This is a genomic window from Campylobacter geochelonis, assembly GCF_013201685.1.
Lineage (GTDB): Bacteria > Campylobacterota > Campylobacteria > Campylobacterales > Campylobacteraceae > Campylobacter_B > Campylobacter_B geochelonis.
The window spans coordinates 980,580-998,653 of record NZ_CP053844.1 but is presented as its reverse complement, the minus strand read 5'-3'; the positions used below and the strand labels follow the sequence as shown (position 1 = coordinate 998,653).

The following is an 18,074-nucleotide window of genomic DNA, read 5'->3' as shown; positions in this document are numbered from 1 at the left end:
AAGAATTTCTTTAAAAAATATTAAACAAATCTTTTATTTTAAAAATTTAAATTTATATAAAATTAACTTTAAATTATTATTTTATTTATATAAAATAGCAAAAACTTAATTATTTATGTGCAAAAATTAGGCTTGAATTTAAATAAAATTATTGTTTTAATGCATTGGTTGTTTTATTAATTGGTTTTGTTTATAATCATTATAGCTTTTGTTGTTTTTGAATTTAATACTTGTGTAATAGCAAAATTTAGCATAGTGTAACACTAAATTTTTGCAAAACAAATTCCATTGAAATTTAATAAAAAAGATTTCAACTCTAAAATAAATTTTTACGATATTCTAACTATTTAATACCATCTTAACTAGAATGCCATTTACTTTGTTTATATCAAATTATGTAAATTTAGTATCTTTTTTATTTTCATTTAATAATTTTAACAACTTTAATATTATAAAAAATTATTTTATAAGTTAATAAGCTTTTAGTATAGATAGCACAAATATTATACTTGCTACGTCTATCATTTGTATGAATCATAATTTGACAATATTTGAGCAAAATCACTGCGGATTAATAAAATGCACTCATAGTTTATAAAAGCATTTATAAATCAAATATAGTATAAATCCATGACTTTATACTATATTTTTCATAAATTTCTTTTGTTAACTCTATATAATTTTTATCTATAAAATCCTTATCTAATGCTATATTAATACGATTTAGTAAATTTATATTATTACTATTATAAAAGTCGTATTTTATAATATTTTTATTAGTTGTTATTAGCTTTCTTTTAGCACCAAAAGCCTCAAAAGTTCTCATGGTTAAGGCATTTTACTTTGGATGATTTATATCTAAAATCACTTTTGAATTATAGAAAATATTTATAATTTCTGAACTTAACATAGATTTAAACGATACATCTCTATACGGAATTTTTCTAAATTTAGAATAAAGAATTTTTTGTATAAAAAAAAGAATTTTACTAGGCGAATAAAAGAAAAACAGCGTCTTAAGTCCCGCTTTATTAGCTTCTTTTTCTATTTTTTTAGCTATTTCATATCTGTCACTATGAATAGTCCCTATAAAAGATATATCATATTTAAACTTAGTATTTTCAAAAATATCAGAATAATTTTTTGTATAAAAAAGTGGTAAAAATTCAATATCTTCTCTAATTAGCAAGTCCCCATCATCAAAAGTAAAGGATTTATCAGCTAAATTTATAAGTGGTAAGGCATTTTTTTTATTTTTTATAGAGTCCCACATATAAATAATTATTTTTAAATTTGGATTTTTATCTTTAAATTTATTTATGATTTCAACCGTTATAGACTCTGGACTTATAATAAAAACATAGTCTAGTTTTAGCGAATTTTCTAGGATATTGTTATAATAAATATTAATTTTATTTTTAATAAAAACTTTGATGCCAAGTCGTATAAAAACTTTAGTAAAAAAGTCATTTTTTGGTCTTTCATCATACAAATAAACATTTTTAAAAAGTTGCTCAAGCTCATTCTTTATCTCAACTTCATAACCAAAAAACTTTGGAGATAAAAAAGTATAGATTTATCTGCAAATTTACCATCATCTTTCATCTATAAATTTCCCTTTTTTATCTGTTTTTCTCCAAATTTTACTTTCTTCATCATATCTTTTTATGATTCTGGCTGGAATTCCAACTATAACAGAGTAATCTGGAAAATGTCCTCTCACAACAGCGTTTGCTCCTACTATACATTGCCTGCCTAAAATTGTCCCAGCTTGAATGACAGTGCCATATCCTATGAAACAATTTTCACCTATTTTTGTCTCTTTTAAAATATATTTTTGCTCCAATATATGTCTATTAATATCTTTATAATCATGATCAATATCTGTAATCATTACTCCTTCTGCTATAGTTGTATTTTTACCAATTATTAAATTAGCTCCAGAAGTAATATGCAAATTTTGACCAACCGAGATATTTTCTTCAAACGTTATAGAAGCGTTATCGCCGATTACTTCTATCCTAGCTCCAGGAAAAATTCTAACTCTTTTTCCTATAAAAATTCTCTTAAAATTTCCTATAAAAACAGGTTTTCCTATATATGAAGGAAGTTTAAATTTACCAAAAAACGGCCTATAAATAATACCCCTTAAAATCCAAAATATTTTAAAAAACATATTTTGCTCCATATTTTTCCAGATACCATTCAACTGTCTTAATTATCCCGCTATCAAAGTTTTCATCAGCTTTCCAGCCAAGTTCGTTTTCGATTTTTGTTGCATCAATAGCATATCTTTTATCATGTCCTGCTCTGTCTTCAACAAAGCTTAAAAGCTCTTTATAACTTTTTATGTTTAAGCCATTTTTAGAAGTCGGAAATTTCTCATCTAAAATTTGGCAAATTGCATTAACTATTTGTAAATTTGTTCTTTCGTTTCTGCCACCTATGTTATAAACTTCACCATTTTTACCATTATGGTAGACTAAATCTATGCCCTTACAGTGATCTAGCACATAAAGCCAATCACGGATGTTTTTACCATCTCCATATATAGGTATGGGCTTACCTTGCAATGCATTTCTGATGATGGTTGGGATGAGTTTTTCATCATGTTGTTTTGGTCCGTAGTTGTTAGAACAATTTGTTATCACAGTGTTTAAACCATAAGTATGATGGTAACTTCTTACTATCATATCAGAGCTAGCCTTACTTGCAGAATATGGCGAATTTGGCGCGTAAGGTGTTGTTTCAGTAAAAAGCCCACTCTCACCCAAAGTTCCATAAACTTCATCTGTAGATATATGATGAAACCTTGCATTTTTAAATTCATCTTTATAAGTAAATGGCTTTTGCATCCAAAATTTATACGCCACATCCAAAAGCGTAAAAGTTCCATTGACATTTGTTTTGACAAATACATCTGGGTTTTTTATAGAATTATCTACATGAGATTCTGCTGCGAAATGTATCACGCCTTGTATGTCATAAATTTGAAAGATGCTTTCTACAAAACTTCTGTTGCAAATATCACCTTTTAGAAATTTATATCTTTCATCGCTTTTAACTTCTTTTAAGTTATCCAAATTTCCAGCGTAAGTTAAGAGGTCTAAATTTATTATTTTATAATCTTTATATTTTTCTAAAAAATACGGAACAAAGTTGCTTCCTATAAACCCAGCACAACCTGTAACCAGTATGGTTTTCATTATCTTTTTTCTCCTAGTCTTTCCAAGCAATCTCTCAATGAATCTTTCCAATATGGGATTTTTATCCCAAACTCTTTTTTTATTTTTGCTTTATTTAATACCGAGAAATGCGGTCTTATAGCAGGTGTTAAATATTCTTTTGTCTCTACCGGGGAAATGTCACAAACTAGCTTTGTCATATGTATAATCTCTTTTGCAAAATCATACCATGAAACCACGCCTTCATTTGAATAATTATAAATATTCACATTTTCATTTTTTATAAAAGGAATAATATCAAGTATAACCTTAGCCAAGTCTTTAGCATAAGTTGGTGTGCCTATTTGATCAAAGACAACAGCCAAGTTATTTCGTTCTTTACCAAGTCTTAGCATTGTTTTTATAAAATTTTTGCCGTAATACCCATAGACCCAAGATGTCCTTATAATAATAGAGCTTTTTGGATTTATATCTAATATCTCATTTTCACCATCTAATTTGCTTTTGCCATAAATATTCCTAGGAGATATTTTGTCATCTTCTAAATACGGCTTAAAATTTTTACCATCAAAGACATAATCCGTTGATATATGAACAAGCTTAATATTTTTTTCTTTTGATATTATGGCTAAATTTTTAACGCCATTTTTATTTATATCAAAAGCAAGCTCAACTTCCTCTTCGGCTTTATCTACCGCTGTGTAGGCAGCACAATTTATAATAACATTTATGTTTTTATCTCTTATATAATTTTTTATATCATCAAGTTTAGTGATATCTAATTCATCCTTGCTGGCAAAGTAAAATTTATAAACATAATAAGCAGAAAGTTCTTGAATTTCATTTCCTACTTGTCCATTAGCGCCCGTTACTAAGATATTAAACTTATACATAATAATCAACTCCATATTCAAACAAATCTTGCATATCTTTTAAAAGCGGCTGCTTTAAGTCTTTATCTGAAAGAATAATTTTATTAAAATCAATCCCCCAATCAATACCTATGGTTTTGTCACTAAAAGAAATTCCTCTATCATTTTCTAAACTATAATAGTTATCCACTTTATATGCAAACACAGTATTATCCTCAAGCACTAAAAAACCATGGGCAAAGCCACGCGGAATTAAAAGCTGCTTTTTATTTTCGCTAGAAAGCTCAACTGCGATGTACTGCCCAAAAGTAGGTGAATTTTTTCTTATATCAACAGCTACATCAAGCACTCTGCCTTTGATAACTCTAACTAATTTTGTTTGCGCAGCTGGATGAAGCTGATAATGAAGTCCTCTAAGAACACCTACTGAGCTTTTTGATTCGTTGTCTTGGCAAAATTTTATTTTGTAACCTAAAAAATTAAAAAGTTTATCCTCTCTAAAAGTTTCAACAAAATATCCTCTTTCATCACCATGAACAACTGGTTCGACTACCACTACATCTGAAATTTTTGTTCTTGTAAATTTCATATTATTTTTATCTCTCTAATCTATTTATAATATATTGTCCATATTGATTTTTCTTTAACGATTCTGCTAGTTCAAAAAGTTTTTCTTTGCTTATATAACCCATTTCATAGGCCATCTCTTCAATACAAGCTACTTTTAAGCTCTGCCTATTTTCTATAGTTTGTATAAACTGACTTGCTTCAAGAAGACTTTCATGAGTACCAGTGTCAAGCCAAGCATATCCACGACCCATAAGCTCAACTTTAAGTCTTTGTTCTTTAAGATACATTTCATTAAGTGTTGTGATTTCTAGCTCGCCTCTAGCACTTGGTTTTACATCTTTTGCTTTTATAACTACATCTTTTGGGTAAAAATACAACCCAACAACAGCATAATTACTTTTTGGATCAGCTGGCTTTTCCTCTATGCTAACAACATCGCCATTTTGATTAAATTCTGCTACTCCATATCTTTCTGGGTCTCTAACATAATATCCAAAAACTGTTGCTTTTGACTCATTTTGTACATTTTTAACGCTTTGAGCTAAAAGCTGCGTAAGACCATGTCCATAAAATATATTATCACCCAAAATCAAACAAGCATCATCACCAGCTAAAAATTTCTCACCTAATATAAAAGCTTGCGCTAACCCATCTGGAGATGGTTGAACACAATATTCAAATTTTATACCCAAATCACTACCATCACCCAGTAAATCCATAAATCTAGGCAAATCAGTCGGTGTTGATATAATCAAAATTTCTTTAATCCCTGCTAACATCAAGACAGAAAGCGGATAATAAATCATCGGCTTATCATATATAGGAATAAGTTGTTTGCTAACACCTTTTGTTATAGGATAAAGCCTAGTTCCGCTTCCACCTGCTAAAATTATACCTTTCATAATAAAATCCTTGTAATTAAAATAAATTTGAATATTTAGTAGAAATTTGTTCCCAATTATATTCATCATTGGCTATTAGCTTCATATTAATAGCAATGCTTTTAATATATTTATCACTTACGGTAAGTAATAAATCTATTAATTCTTCTTTGTTGCTAAAATACAAAGCCTTATTCATAGTTGTATTTTTATTATACTCTGCTGAATATGAAAAAATAGGCAACCCTAAATGCATAGCTTCAACCAATGAAGGGTTTGTTCCACCAGCACTATGCCCATGAATGTAAATATAACAATTAGACCTTATTTGATTTAATACATTTTGATCATATATAGGATCCAATAAAAATATATTTTTTACATTTGAATATTTTTCTCGAAGCTTATTACCATAGACACTATTTACCCAATTGCCAATTATTATAAAATTCATTTTTCCATATTCAGTAAATGCTTCCAACATCATATCGATATTATTCTCAGGCTCTATTCTGCAAACATTAAAAGCATATTTTTTATTTAAAAACTGATATCTATCCTTTAAGCAATCAGTAACTATTTCTTTTTTTGCATGATCTCCACCATAAGCTATTAAAGTAGATTTTTTTTTATATTCATTAAATACATATTCTTGTATGCTTTTATTATCTGCTATAACAACATCCGAATATTTGACTGCTATTTTTTCTGAAAATTTTAAAAATAACTTAGAAAAAACACCCCATTTGTCTCTTTTCCACTCTAATCCATCGATATTAACAATAATTTTTTTTCTAGAAAAAATTTTTATAAAAGGCAATATAACAGCTCCAGATACTCCAAGAATAAGTAGAGTGTCAGCAAATTTTAATGAATAAAAAATAGAAATTATATCATAAAATATACTCTGAACTCCATTTGGTTTTAAACTTATATATTTAAGATTAACATTATTATATTTTTTAATTTTTTCGCTATATATCTTACTACTACAAAAAACAGTTATATTATGTTTATAAGATAAATATTTTGTTAAATTTTCAACCAAAGTTTCAAAACCTCCATATTTAGCCGGTAGTCCAGCTATTCCTATTACACTAATATGTTTCATATTTCACCATCCATTAAAATATTTAAAATTTCCTTATCAAATATCTCTATGCTAAAATCTTTCACTGTACTCAATGCATTAAAAGACATTTTTAGATACTCCTCTTTATTCTCAAATAAATATCTTATCTTCTTTGATATTTTAGCGATTTCATAACAAGATATAGCATAACCATTTACATTGTCTTTTATTATTTCAAGCGGTCCGCCAATATTTGGTACTATTGCTGGAAGTCCGTATGACATGCCCTCTAGAATAGTAAGACCAAAGGTTTCTATACATTCATCTGGACGAGATAAATTTAACAATAAACTTCCGCTTTTATAAAACTCTTTTAAATCATCTTGCCTAGAGAAAATAGTAATATTATTTGGCAGTATACATTTTGAAAAAAAATCATTTATTTCTTTCTCGTTGGCATTTAGAATAAGTTGGAATTCTATTTCTTTAACATCAAGCATATTTTCTGATATTTTTATAAATTCATGTATTCCTTTAAAAGTCTTCAAAGAGCAAATTAGCAATATTATAAATTTATTTTTTTTTATTTTATTGTTTAAGGTATATTTGATTTTAGGAATAGCGTTATATATAACTTTTTGATTTTTATTTTGAAAATTTTCAATATTCTTCAAATATTCTGTCACAAAAATAATTTTATTTGCTGTTTTTTTTATAATAAATCTTAAAAATAATTTTAATAATTTTGGCTTTAGGCTAGTTTCATGTATATGATATATTATTTCTTTATTGATTAATCTACCGGATAAAGCAGCACCAAATGGTAGCATTGTATTAATATAAAAAACTACATCCTGATTTTTATATTTTAAGCATTTGAAAAAAAGTATAATTTGAGATAGAATATAATAGAATAATGTTAGAATTCTAAAATTACTTCTTTTATAAAATATATGTTTGTATACTTTAGCTTTATTGTCTAGAAATCCTCCTTCTTGAGTATTTGTAAATAGCTCAGTTAAATAGCCATTCTTGTTGCAAACATCAATAATCTGAGATAAAATTTTTGGGCTACCACTTCTATCATTTAAAATATGTATAAAAACTATTTTTTTCATAAACTAAGCCTTTTTCTAGTATTATTACTAAATATTCCAATTATCACAATCAGTGGAATCATTATTCCAGACATACCATTAAACAACACATGCCCAGCTAAGATAGAGTGTCCAAATAACATGATTGATGCAAACATTAATAAATACTGTTTTTTAATTATAAAAAATTTAACAATAAAACACATTATAAATAAATATATAACTAATATATTGATGCCGTACATGAAAAATATATCAGAAACATCAGATTCTAAAATATCAATACCAATAGTATAATCATCGAAATTTCTAAACGAGTAATATGCACCTAAACCGAAAAATATACGTATTATATACATGCCATCATAATTAACATGTTTGAAAGCTTCTATAAGATAACTATCTCTCGAACTCAGTAGAAAATGGGAAAAAGATCCACTATTATTGAATCTAAACAATACAACATCAAACATTTTTGATAATAACGACGCGATACTGTCTTTAAAAACAAATAAACAAATTATTATAATTATTGATAATATTACAGATAAAAGTTTATTGTCAAAATAAAAGCATAAAAATACAAGTCCAGCTGTTAAAAATAAAAATGTAGTTTTCGTTCCTATTAAAGATAAAGCACATATATTTAAAATGCATACTAAAAATAAATATTTGTTTTTAGTATTAGAATAATAAAATATCGATATAAGCAGTCCTATACCGAGGTAAATCCCTAATCCATTCCCGGCTGCAAAAAATCCTTTTGTGCCAAAAGCTCCATCTATATATGTGGGAAATCCTATATTGAAAACAAAAGATGTTATTAATATTATAGAAGTTAAAGCAATACAAATATTGATATTTATTAATAAAAAACTATAATTAATATATTTTTTTATTAATAAAACATATATTGAAAAAAATAGAAGGAATAGATAAATAATTTTATAAGAATAAATTAAACCAATCAAATAGGTATATATTGACCCGTGTAATAAAAAAATAAATGTCTCTAATAATAAAAAATATAAAGAAAATAATAATAAATAAAGAAAATATTTTTTACTATGTAATATTATCAAAAAAGAAAAGATTGATACGAGCGCTCGATAAATCTGAGATGGTGTAGCTAAAGAACCTTCAGACAAATAATTATTCAATATTAAATATCCAGATAACGAATCTACAAAAGGTGATAATAAAAATAAAAAATAAATATAATTTTTATATTTGTTAATTTTCACGATATATCCATTTTCATAATTTATATACTTTTCTTCAATATACTTCTAGATTTTTCAATAAAATCTAGAAGTAATTTATTTATATTATTGTAATTTATATTATTATTAAAATTCGTGCTATTGTCAATTATTCTATTTCTTAAGTTAAATATATCTAAAAGCGAATAAAATCTATCCGCTCCACGCTCTTCATTTATAAAGCAATAAAATTGTTTATTAAAAATTATCGAAAATACGCATCCATGAAATGAATCTGTTATAACAATTTCTGCATCATATATAGCTTTAATCCATCCTTCTATAGATACTGTATTATCAGTACTTTTTCCATCATTTATCTCATATATACATAAATTTTTATTTTTTGATATATTTTTTATAGTATTATCTTTTACACCATTTTTATCTAATATATAGGCCAAAATTTTACCCTCACTTTTACTTTCTTTAATGTACCTAAAAAGCTTTATATAATTGTTTTTATTTATCATCATAGTTGGGTCTAATACATGCGTTGCCTCAACACCAAAAATTTTATTGCAAATTTCAACTCCACTTTTTTCTCTTACAGAGATTAATTCAAATTTTTTTAGATTTTTACTATAAAAATCAATTTTTGTTTTATCTCCTCTATATGTATCGCCGCCAAAAGAAGCAGCATAAGCTATTCTAATAATATTATCATGCAAGAAGTACAAGCTATATATACCCGTAAAATTATAAATTCCCATTAATGCAAACACTTGATCACTACCAACAATACACGCATTAAAATTATTTTCATTGAATAATGCATATAGCTCATCAATATTATAAATTTTTTTTGTTTTTGGATTAATATTATTTTTTATAAATTTTTTTATATTTTTATTTTGAGCAAAATCAACCGGATTTCTATATTTTTTAAAACAGCATAGTAAATATCTTTTTATAAAATATTTTATTTTAAATTTTATATCTATTCTTAATTTTAAATTTACAAGCATTGGCTCATGTCCTAGATTTTTAAGCATTTTCATCATAGCAAAAGCTTGCAAGATTCCACCATAATTGTTAAGAAGAGGAAATGTTAAAACAGCTATCTTCAAATTTTACTCCTAATTATTCTATATATTTTTCTTGTGGCTCGGTATGGCAATGTAAAAAGTTGGTATCTTTTTAACTCTTTTGCATACTCTTCTATCGTGTATAGAATTTTTTCTTTATCTTTATTACTTTTTTCTTGCACTTTTAACTTAGCTTCATATAGTCTTTTTTCATAAAAATGAGCTTTTTTATAATAAAACATTTGTTTATTTTCTACTACTTGTTTTTGTGATAAATAAACTCTTTTATAGTCATAAACTTCGCAAATTTCACTACTGTTTTTAAATATTTCATCTATTGTCTTCTCTCGTGTAATCACCAAAGAATGCCCTCTCCAGTCTTTAGTAAACTCAGGCAACCACGCATCCATTAGCACAGCATCACAGCACAGCGCAAAAGTATCATTACAGTTATTACAGGCAAAAGGCGTAAACGCTCTACTTCCCCAAAATAAACTTGGTGATGTTTTTCTGTCGTCGGTAGACGACCAGTCGTCGGTAGACGTAAATTTAAAAGCAAAATTTGAGCTTGGTCTATTTTCTACTTTAAAGCGAAAATCTACCTTTTTTAAAGCCTTTTCATCTTTAAAGCTCAAATTTCCTAGAGTCTGTGCAAAATGCTTAGTTTTGATTTGTCCACATACTAAGCCGATTATGTATTTAACCCTATTTCTTAATTTATAGTTTGTTTTTTGTGCGAATCTCAATGCCTTAGCAAAACAAGGTAAAGTCACTATGGCATATCTATGATTGTTTTTTAATACAAACTTTATAACTTCTTCCATGGTTACAGGATAGTAAGCTGAACTCCTTGAGTTTTTAAGCTCTTCTTTGTTAGAAAAAACAGCAAATTTAAAAAGATATTCAGGATCTTCGTTCGGCTCAACCGCTATTATTTTATCAACTTCGTCTTTAGATAAAAGTTGTGATAATATATAATACCCCGCCCCACCGCTTGCGCTTTTTATTCTTTCATTATTTTCTTTTAAGCAAAATGAATATGTGTTTATAAAATTTCCAAGTTCTTTGAAGTTTTTTGGATTATCACCATATAACTCTTGTGATATATTTTTTTCTTCCAGTTCTTTATCAAAAAATGGGCAAGCATCAAGACAAATTTTACACTTTTCAAGACAGCCCGGAATTTCCATAGGTTCATAGATACCACTACTGTTAAATTTCATCTTCAAGACAGATGCTGGACATAGACCAGCACAAGCGCCACAACCTATACATCTATCTTTTTTAACTACTGCTTCTATAACATTTGGTTTCATTTATCACCCTTAAATTTAACACCTATTTTAACAAAAGCAGAATTTAAAATAGCTTTTTCATAATCATTCATACAAAATTTATAGCTAACTGTAAAGTAGCATAATCCATATAGCAATGTAAATGATATAAAATGTAAAATGCTATAAGTCTTATAACTAGTATATAAACAAAAAATTATAAAAGCCAATACCACCAAAGGAAGTATTATTCTTATAATACTAAGCCAGAATTTATACATATCTAAGCCAATTTTTTTATGATAAAAAATATTTATAATAATACCATTTATAATAAAAAGATTGAAACATGTTCCCAAAGCAGCTCCTATTATTCCTATTTTTGGAACCAAGATAATACTTATGATGATATTAAAAATTGCCCCTACTAAAGTAGTTATAGCCTTAAATTTAAATCTGTTTTTAGCTTGAAGTATACTAAGACCTAAATTTTGAATAAGTGGTATAGCAAGCGGTATCATCATAATCATAGTAGTCAAATATGCCATTTCATAGCTTTTACCAGCCCATAAGATAATAAATTCTCTCCCAAATATAAAAAAAGTACTTAATATAAAAAATATAATATAATTTTGCAATCGACCTATCTTTATCATCTCATCTGTTAGGATAGAATTTGAAACTCCTTGCGAAACCATAGTTGAGATTTTTGGTAGCATAACTCCACTAACTGCGGTTGAAAGTATCATAAAAGAAGTATTGATAAGTACAGCTATAGAAAAAATAGCTACATCTTTCGTGCCCAAAAAAGAACCTATTATAAAATTTCCAGCTTGCCAATTTATCTGATCAACAACCATGGTTAAAAATATAAAAAAAGAGTATGAACAAACGATTTTTAACATATCAAATTTAAAGTTAAAGATACTGATTTTAGAACCAATATTTTTGCGATAATACCAAAAATTTAGTCCTAAACAAATAAAATTAATAATTGTTATTGAAGCTACCATTACTATAGATTTATAGCCTAAAAAAAGTAGCGGCAAAATAACTATAGGCATAAGAAGTGTTCGTATAATAGTAATAACCTTTAAAAAAGTAAACTTTTCATAGGCATTTAAAATTGCTGTGTATATATTCATAGGTAGAGTTATTGCTATATTTAAAGTGAGTATTAAAAACAAAATTCGAATTGTATTTAGCTCTTCAATACTCATAGATTTACCAAAAAAATACTCCACTTTTAGCGAAAATGTTACCCCAGCTAAAATAGCAAAAACACTCATAATAATATAAATAGTAAAAACAGTCCCATGAAGTGTTTTTTCAGTATCAAACTCCGCTCTAGCACGGTATTTAGAAGTAAAAACTATGATAGCATTTCCAAGACCAAAATCAAGTATAACAAGATAGCCAATTATACTCATAGCTAAAGAAAAAAGTCCAAATTCACTCTGTCCTAAAATCCTCAAAACAAAAGGAGTGTAAAAAAGCGTAACAATTAAATTTAAAAAAATATTAACATATGATAATATTACACCACTTTTGCGTTCGTTTTTCAAATTCTTTCTCTCACATTATCCACAAATTTCATAAACCTATCTTGTAAAAGCTTTAAAAACTCATTGCTCCTAGCTTCAAACCTAGTTACTAAAACAGGTGTTGTGTTACTCGCTCTAACAAGCGCCCAACCATCATCAAACCTAACTCTAAGTCCGTCTATATCGATGATATCTCGAATCGGCGGCAGTCCATCTATGCCATTTATAATCTCGCTTTTTAAAGCCGCAATTATCTTAAATTTCATCTCTTCGCTAGTGTGGATTTTAATCTCATCAGTGCTATAAAGTTTAGGAAGCTTATCAAGTTCAGCATCTAAGTCAAAGCCGAGTTTTACAAGCTCAAGCACTCTCATCATCGCATAAACCGCATCATCAAAGCCAAAGTAGCGTTCTTTGAAAAATATATGCCCGCTCACTTCAGCCGCAAGGTCGATATCAAGCTCTTTCATCGCCTTTTTGATGTTGCTATGTCCAGTTTTTCCCATGAAGCTTTTGCCGATTTTATCTATCTCATCGTACATCACTTGAGAGCATTTTACCTCGCCTAAAATTCGTGGATTTGTCATATTTAACGCTAAAAGGCAGGCAAGCTCATCGCCTTTGATGTTTCTTTTTGAAGTTAAAACCGCTATTCTATCTGCATCTCCATCAAACCCAAAACCTAAATTTAGCCTGTTTTCACTCATTTGATGTTTCAAATCAACTAAATTTTTCTCTTCAGATGGATCTGGATGGTGGTTTGGAAAATTTCCATCAGGATTTGGATATAAAATCTTTGCATTTAAATTTAACTCTTTGCAAATTTTACTCACAGTGATACCCGCCGCACCGTTAGCACAGTCGATTACAAAAGGTAGATTATAGCCATTTAAATGAGCAAATTCCTTTTTGAAAAATTCTATATAATTGCTTAAAATATCATATTTTTCACAAGCTGAATTTGTAGGAATTTCTACGTTGCAATCCATCAAATTTGCCACTTTTTTGCCAAGCGCTTTTAAATCCTCGCCAAAGAAACTATCAGTTCCTATGGTGATTTTAAAACCATTATATTCTTTTGGGTTGTGCGATCCTGTTATCATGATATTTGCATCAAATTTATAAGTAAATACGCTAAAGTAGCCAACTGGAGTCGGCGCCATGCCGATATCATATACATTAAGCCCAGCTAAATTTAAGCCACTGCTAAGCCAAGTAAAAAGCTCATTTGCGCTCAGCCTTGCATCGTATCCAACACTAACGCTCTTTAGCCCAAATTTTGCTATATGCTCACCAAGCGCTAATCCGATAGCTTTAACACTTCTTTCATCCAACTCTTTACCAAAAAGCCCTCTTATGTCATACTCGCGAAAAATTTGTTCTATCATAGCTCTTTCTTCATATAAAATTTCTATATTTTACTATAATCTAGTTTAACCATGTATTTAATTTACAGCTTCCAAGTTGGATTTGGCGCTATGCCTTTTACATCGATTATTATCATATCATTATCCAAAACATTCTCATAATCTTTTTGAGTTAGTTTTTTAAATTCATCATGCGCAACAGCTAAAATAGCAGCATCATACTTTTTATCTTTTTTGAAAGGATTCTCTATAATACCATGTTTATATTTTTTCTTCTCTTCCTTTGGATCAACCCAAGGATCATACACATCCACATTTATGCCATAACTTTTTAGCTCTTCTATGATATCAACAACCTTTGTATTGCGCAAATCAGTACAATTTTCTTTAAAAGTTACACCCAAAACTAAGATATTTGAACCTTTGACTTTTTTATCTTTATCGATTAATGTTCGTATAGTTTGCTCAGCTATATATTTTGCCATAGAGTTGTTTATCTGCCTTGCATTTAGTATCAAATTTGGCTTATATCCAAGCTCTTCTGCGCGGTAAGTTAGATAGTATGGATCTACGCCTATACAGTGTCCTCCTACAAGCCCAGGTTTTAACTTTATAAAATTCCACTTAGTTCCAGCTGCTTCTATAACTTCATTTGTATCTATTCCCATCATGTTAAAGATAAGCGCTAATTCATTTGTAAGAGCTATAAGCACGTCTCTTTGCGTGTTTTCTATAACTTTACTAGCTTCTGCTACTTTTATGCTGCTTGCTCTAAAAGTACCAGCAGTTATAATACTTTTATAAAGTTCATCTACGACATCTGCGATTTCTGGCGTACTACCGCTTGTAACTTTTAAAATTTTACTTACAGTGTGTTCTTTATCTCCTGGATTTATACGTTCTGGCGAATATCCACAAAAAAAGTCTTTATTAAACTTTAAATTTGAGCTTTTTTCTAGTTCTGGCACACAAACATCTTCCGTAACGCCAGGGTAAACAGTGCTTTCATATATCACTATATCGCCTTTATCAAGCACTGTACCTATGCTCCTACTAGACATTATAAGAGGTGTTAAATCTGGCTTATTTTTATCATCTATTGGAGTTGGAACTGTAACTATATAGATGTTCGCTCTTTTAAGCTCTTTTATATCAGTTGTGTAAAGAACGTTGTCTTTTATTTCATCTATTTTCTTATCATCTAATTCTAAAGTTCTATCATAACCACTTTTTAGCTCATCTATTCGCGTTTGGTTTATATCATAACCGATAACATTTTTGTACTTTTTAGCAAATGCATGCAAAAGAGGAAGCCCTACATATCCTAACCCAACTATAGCTATGGTTTTGTTTTTTAACATTTATAAGCCTTTTTAAATTTCATAAATTATATTTTATCTTAGTTTTCTTTGAATATATTTTAAATCAAAGCTTTTAGGTATTTTTTATACCCAATTTTACTAATTTATCACACCTACTTCCAAATCGCATCTTTATCAAACCCAACATATTCGGTTAAAATTTCTTGCGGTTGATAGTCCTTTTTATACTCTAAACTTTGGCAACCATCTACATGATAGCCTAGATAAACCCATCTTAGTTCTGATTTTCTAATAAATTCTATCTCTTTTAAAAGAGAAAATTTACCTAAACTTAAGTGTGAGTATTCCGGGTCGTAGTAGCAGTAAATCGAACTGATACCGTCTTCAAGTATGTCGATTAAATCCACGCATATAAGCTCGCCTGCTTCATTATAGTATGAAATTTCCTTGCCAAAATTTCCATACCCTAAAACATATAAATCATAGTATTTCTTAAGATCCATATCATAGTATTTCCAGTCCCTTTTATGATACATATGCCTATGGTATTTTTTAAACAACTCCACATGCTCATCATCTACAAGCGGTCTAGAGTAGTACCAGCGTGTGTTTTCGTTTTTTCTTATGACTCTTCTTTGGCTTTTTGATGGTAAAAAAGAAAAGCTATCTACGCGCACGCTTACGCACTTATCGCACCCTTGACACACTGGTTTTTGAAAGTATCTTCCAAAACGCCTAAACCCATATCTAACCAGCTTTGAGTTAAGCTCGAAGTTACATCCTTCGATGTAGATATACTCCGTTCTACTCTTTCTATCTGGTAAATATGGGCAAGTCGTATCAAGAGTGCAAAATGGTATCAAGTTCATCATATCTTTTTGATATTTGTGTGCTTTACATACTCGCTAAATTCATCTTGCAGCCTTTTTTGGCGAGCTTTTACACTCTCTTTTTCCACATCAAATTCATCATCTTTAAATATATCTTTAAACTCATCTCTGTTTGGATTTGTCTTTTTAACTTGTTTTGGCTCATCTTTTTTTTGCTCTTTTATCATATCTTTTTTGATATCTTTTAAGCTGTCAAAAAAATCATTCATTTTTCGCCCTATCCTCTTTTAATCTCTTTATAGCCTCGATAACAACGGCTTTTAAGTCATCTTCTTGGCTAAATTTATTAGCTTTATCTTTATATTTTTTCATCTCTTCTCTAAGATATGGCAAGTGCCTATCGGTATAAGATGTATCAAAAAATCCTCTTCTAAACTCACGGCTTCTACTAATAGCTAAAAGAAACGGTATCGTCGTGCAAATGCCTTCAATAGCAAACTCTTCTAGCGCTCTTTCTAACTTATTTACCGCTAGATCATAGCTTGTAGATCTAACCATAAGCTTTGCTAAAAGCGAGTCGTAAAATGGAGGTATGTTGTAGTCTTTATACAAGTGACTATCAACCCTGACTGAAGGTCCTAAAGCTGGATAATATCCTGTAACCTTGCCAAGGGCTGGCGTAAAGTTTTTAGCCGCGTCTTCTGCAACTATACGAGCTTCTATAGCAAAACCTTGAGATTTTATATCACTTTGCTCGATATCTAGTATCTCGCCCGCTGCAATTCGAATTTGACGCACTATCAAATCAATTCCAGTTATCTCTTCAGTTACTCCATGCTCGACTTGAATTCTTGTATTCATCTCCATAAAATAAAAATTATTATAATCATCTAGTAAAAACTCAACCGTTCCAACACTTGTGTAGTTTACCGCTTTTGCCGCAGCAACCGCTGTTACGCCCATAGTTTTACGTAAGTTTTCACTCATCGTTGGACTTGGTGCTATTTCGATGATTTTTTGATGTCTTCTTTGAATCGAGCAGTCGCGCTCAAGCAGATGTATGATATTTCCATAGTTATCACCTAAAATTTGAAACTCGATGTGTCTTGGGTTTAAGATAAGTTTTTCCATAAAGACTTCATCGTTGTTAAAAAACGCTTTAGCTTCACGTTTACAGTCATCTAAAAGCCCCTCTAAATCAGCCTCTTTATGCACTTCACGAATTCCACGTCCGCCGCCACCACCGCTTGCTTTTAAGATAACTGGATAGCCTATTTGGCTAGCGTATCTTTTTATCGTTTCTAGTGTTTCGTTGTTTAATGTTTCAGTTCCTGGAACAACTGGGATACCATTTTTACGCATAAGATAACGAGCGATGTTTTTGTTACCCATTTTTCTTATAACATCGGCTTTTGGCCCTATGAAAATCAGCCCTGCATCTTCAACCTCTTTGGCAAATTCATAGTTTTCACTTAAAAAACCATATCCTGGATGAATCGCATCCGCTCCACAGTGTTTAGCAACTTCTACTATGCGTTTTGCATCAAGATAGCCGTGCATTGGGTGTTCGCCTATCTCGTAAGCTTCATCTGCTATACGCACATGAAGAGAAGCTTTATCTGGTTTTGTGTAGATAGCCACGCTTTTTAAGTGCAAGTCTCTGCACGCTCTAATGACCCTAACCGCAATCTCGCCGCGATTTGCTATAAGAATTTTATGTATCACTTAAACACCTTTATGTAAGATAATAGTTTTGCTATATTAGTATAA

General features: G+C 29.3%; 16 protein-coding genes and 1 pseudogene. All 17 read right to left on the bottom strand.

What is annotated here, in order from left to right; all coding sequences use genetic code 11:
* Positions 1–604: 604 nt before the first annotated feature.
* Positions 605–1,576: pseudogene (locus CGEO_RS04635) on the bottom strand (WaaS/CpsH family glycosyltransferase).
* Between the two features lie 18 nt (positions 1,577–1,594).
* Entirely contained in the window at positions 1,595–2,176 is a 582-nt protein-coding gene (locus CGEO_RS04630; protein WP_075540545.1) for an acyltransferase, read from the bottom strand.
* Entirely contained in the window at positions 2,166–3,206 is a 1,041-nt protein-coding gene (gene rfbB / locus CGEO_RS04625; protein WP_172658088.1) for a dTDP-glucose 4,6-dehydratase, read from the bottom strand. Before rfbB ends, CGEO_RS04630 begins: the two co-directional genes overlap by 11 nt.
* A complete protein-coding gene (rfbD, locus tag CGEO_RS04620) occupies positions 3,206–4,078 on the bottom strand; it encodes a dTDP-4-dehydrorhamnose reductase (RefSeq protein WP_075540544.1) in 873 nt (290 codons plus the stop codon). The genes rfbB and rfbD overlap by 1 nt, the downstream gene beginning before the upstream one ends.
* The gene (gene rfbC, locus CGEO_RS04615) at positions 4,071–4,646 is read right to left on the bottom strand and encodes a dTDP-4-dehydrorhamnose 3,5-epimerase (RefSeq protein ID WP_075540543.1); all 576 of its coding nucleotides are present in this window, start codon (positions 4,644–4,646) and stop codon (positions 4,071–4,073) included. The genes rfbD and rfbC overlap by 8 nt, the downstream gene beginning before the upstream one ends.
* A 7-nt stretch (positions 4,647–4,653) precedes the next feature.
* Positions 4,654–5,529, bottom strand: coding sequence for a glucose-1-phosphate thymidylyltransferase RfbA (gene rfbA, locus CGEO_RS04610; protein ID WP_075540542.1), 876 nt, complete (start codon positions 5,527–5,529; stop codon positions 4,654–4,656).
* Positions 5,530–5,545: 16 nt separating this feature from the next.
* Positions 5,546–6,619, bottom strand: coding sequence for a DUF1972 domain-containing protein (locus tag CGEO_RS04605; protein WP_075540541.1), 1,074 nt, complete (start codon positions 6,617–6,619; stop codon positions 5,546–5,548).
* The gene (locus CGEO_RS04600; protein ID WP_075540540.1) at positions 6,616–7,698 is read right to left on the bottom strand and encodes a glycosyltransferase family 4 protein; all 1,083 of its coding nucleotides are present in this window, start codon (positions 7,696–7,698) and stop codon (positions 6,616–6,618) included. Before CGEO_RS04600 ends, CGEO_RS04605 begins: the two co-directional genes overlap by 4 nt.
* Positions 7,695–8,921, bottom strand: coding sequence for an O-antigen ligase family protein (locus CGEO_RS04595; RefSeq protein ID WP_172658087.1), 1,227 nt, complete (start codon positions 8,919–8,921; stop codon positions 7,695–7,697). The genes CGEO_RS04600 and CGEO_RS04595 overlap by 4 nt, the downstream gene beginning before the upstream one ends.
* Positions 8,922–8,941: 20 nt before the next feature.
* Complete coding sequence (locus CGEO_RS04590) at positions 8,942–10,009, bottom strand: polysaccharide pyruvyl transferase family protein (protein WP_075540475.1); 1,068 nt, start codon at positions 10,007–10,009, stop codon at positions 8,942–8,944.
* Entirely contained in the window at positions 10,006–11,283 is a 1,278-nt protein-coding gene (locus tag CGEO_RS04585; protein WP_075540474.1) for a Coenzyme F420 hydrogenase/dehydrogenase, beta subunit C-terminal domain, read from the bottom strand. Before CGEO_RS04585 ends, CGEO_RS04590 begins: the two co-directional genes overlap by 4 nt.
* Positions 11,280–12,806, bottom strand: a complete 1,527-nt coding sequence (locus CGEO_RS04580) for an oligosaccharide flippase family protein (RefSeq protein ID WP_075540473.1) — start codon at positions 12,804–12,806, stop codon at positions 11,280–11,282. The genes CGEO_RS04585 and CGEO_RS04580 overlap by 4 nt, the downstream gene beginning before the upstream one ends.
* On the bottom strand, positions 12,803–14,173 hold the full coding sequence (locus tag CGEO_RS04575; protein WP_075540472.1) for a phosphomannomutase/phosphoglucomutase: 1,371 nt from the start codon (positions 14,171–14,173) through the stop codon (positions 12,803–12,805). Before CGEO_RS04575 ends, CGEO_RS04580 begins: the two co-directional genes overlap by 4 nt.
* 62 nt (positions 14,174–14,235) lie before the next feature.
* Positions 14,236–15,513 (bottom strand): nucleotide sugar dehydrogenase, encoded by a 1,278-nt coding sequence (locus CGEO_RS04570; protein ID WP_075540471.1) that lies wholly within the window; start codon positions 15,511–15,513, stop codon positions 14,236–14,238.
* Positions 15,514–15,626: 113 nt separating this feature from the next.
* The gene (locus CGEO_RS04565; protein WP_075540470.1) at positions 15,627–16,343 is read right to left on the bottom strand and encodes an arginyltransferase; all 717 of its coding nucleotides are present in this window, start codon (positions 16,341–16,343) and stop codon (positions 15,627–15,629) included.
* Positions 16,343–16,573, bottom strand: a complete 231-nt coding sequence (locus CGEO_RS04560) for a hypothetical protein (RefSeq protein ID WP_075495123.1) — start codon at positions 16,571–16,573, stop codon at positions 16,343–16,345. The genes CGEO_RS04565 and CGEO_RS04560 overlap by 1 nt, the downstream gene beginning before the upstream one ends.
* The gene (locus CGEO_RS04555; RefSeq protein WP_075495121.1) at positions 16,566–18,029 is read right to left on the bottom strand and encodes an acetyl-CoA carboxylase subunit A; all 1,464 of its coding nucleotides are present in this window, start codon (positions 18,027–18,029) and stop codon (positions 16,566–16,568) included. The genes CGEO_RS04560 and CGEO_RS04555 overlap by 8 nt, the downstream gene beginning before the upstream one ends.
* Positions 18,030–18,074 lie beyond the last annotated feature (45 nt).

What these genes read in the sequence shown, in the direction of transcription:
- CGEO_RS04565 (WP_075540470.1), bottom strand. Translation starts at nt 16,343, where the DNA reads ATGAACTTGATACCATTTTGCACTCTTGATACGACTTGCCCATATTTA.
- CGEO_RS04575 (WP_075540472.1), bottom strand. Translation starts at nt 14,173, where the DNA reads ATGATAGAACAAATTTTTCGCGAGTATGACATAAGAGGGCTTTTTGGT.
- rfbA (WP_075540542.1), bottom strand. Translation starts at nt 5,529, where the DNA reads ATGAAAGGTATAATTTTAGCAGGTGGAAGCGGAACTAGGCTTTATCCT.
- CGEO_RS04585 (WP_075540474.1), bottom strand. Translation starts at nt 11,283, where the DNA reads ATGAAACCAAATGTTATAGAAGCAGTAGTTAAAAAAGATAGATGTATA.
- CGEO_RS04605 (WP_075540541.1), bottom strand. Translation starts at nt 6,619, where the DNA reads ATGAAACATATTAGTGTAATAGGAATAGCTGGACTACCGGCTAAATAT.
- CGEO_RS04630 (WP_075540545.1), bottom strand. Translation starts at nt 2,176, where the DNA reads ATGTTTTTTAAAATATTTTGGATTTTAAGGGGTATTATTTATAGGCCG.
- rfbD (WP_075540544.1), bottom strand. Translation starts at nt 4,078, where the DNA reads ATGTATAAGTTTAATATCTTAGTAACGGGCGCTAATGGACAAGTAGGA.
- rfbB (WP_172658088.1), bottom strand. Translation starts at nt 3,206, where the DNA reads ATGAAAACCATACTGGTTACAGGTTGTGCTGGGTTTATAGGAAGCAAC.
- CGEO_RS04600 (WP_075540540.1), bottom strand. Translation starts at nt 7,698, where the DNA reads ATGAAAAAAATAGTTTTTATACATATTTTAAATGATAGAAGTGGTAGC.
- rfbC (WP_075540543.1), bottom strand. Translation starts at nt 4,646, where the DNA reads ATGAAATTTACAAGAACAAAAATTTCAGATGTAGTGGTAGTCGAACCA.
- CGEO_RS04560 (WP_075495123.1), bottom strand. Translation starts at nt 16,573, where the DNA reads ATGAATGATTTTTTTGACAGCTTAAAAGATATCAAAAAAGATATGATA.
- CGEO_RS04570 (WP_075540471.1), bottom strand. Translation starts at nt 15,513, where the DNA reads ATGTTAAAAAACAAAACCATAGCTATAGTTGGGTTAGGATATGTAGGG.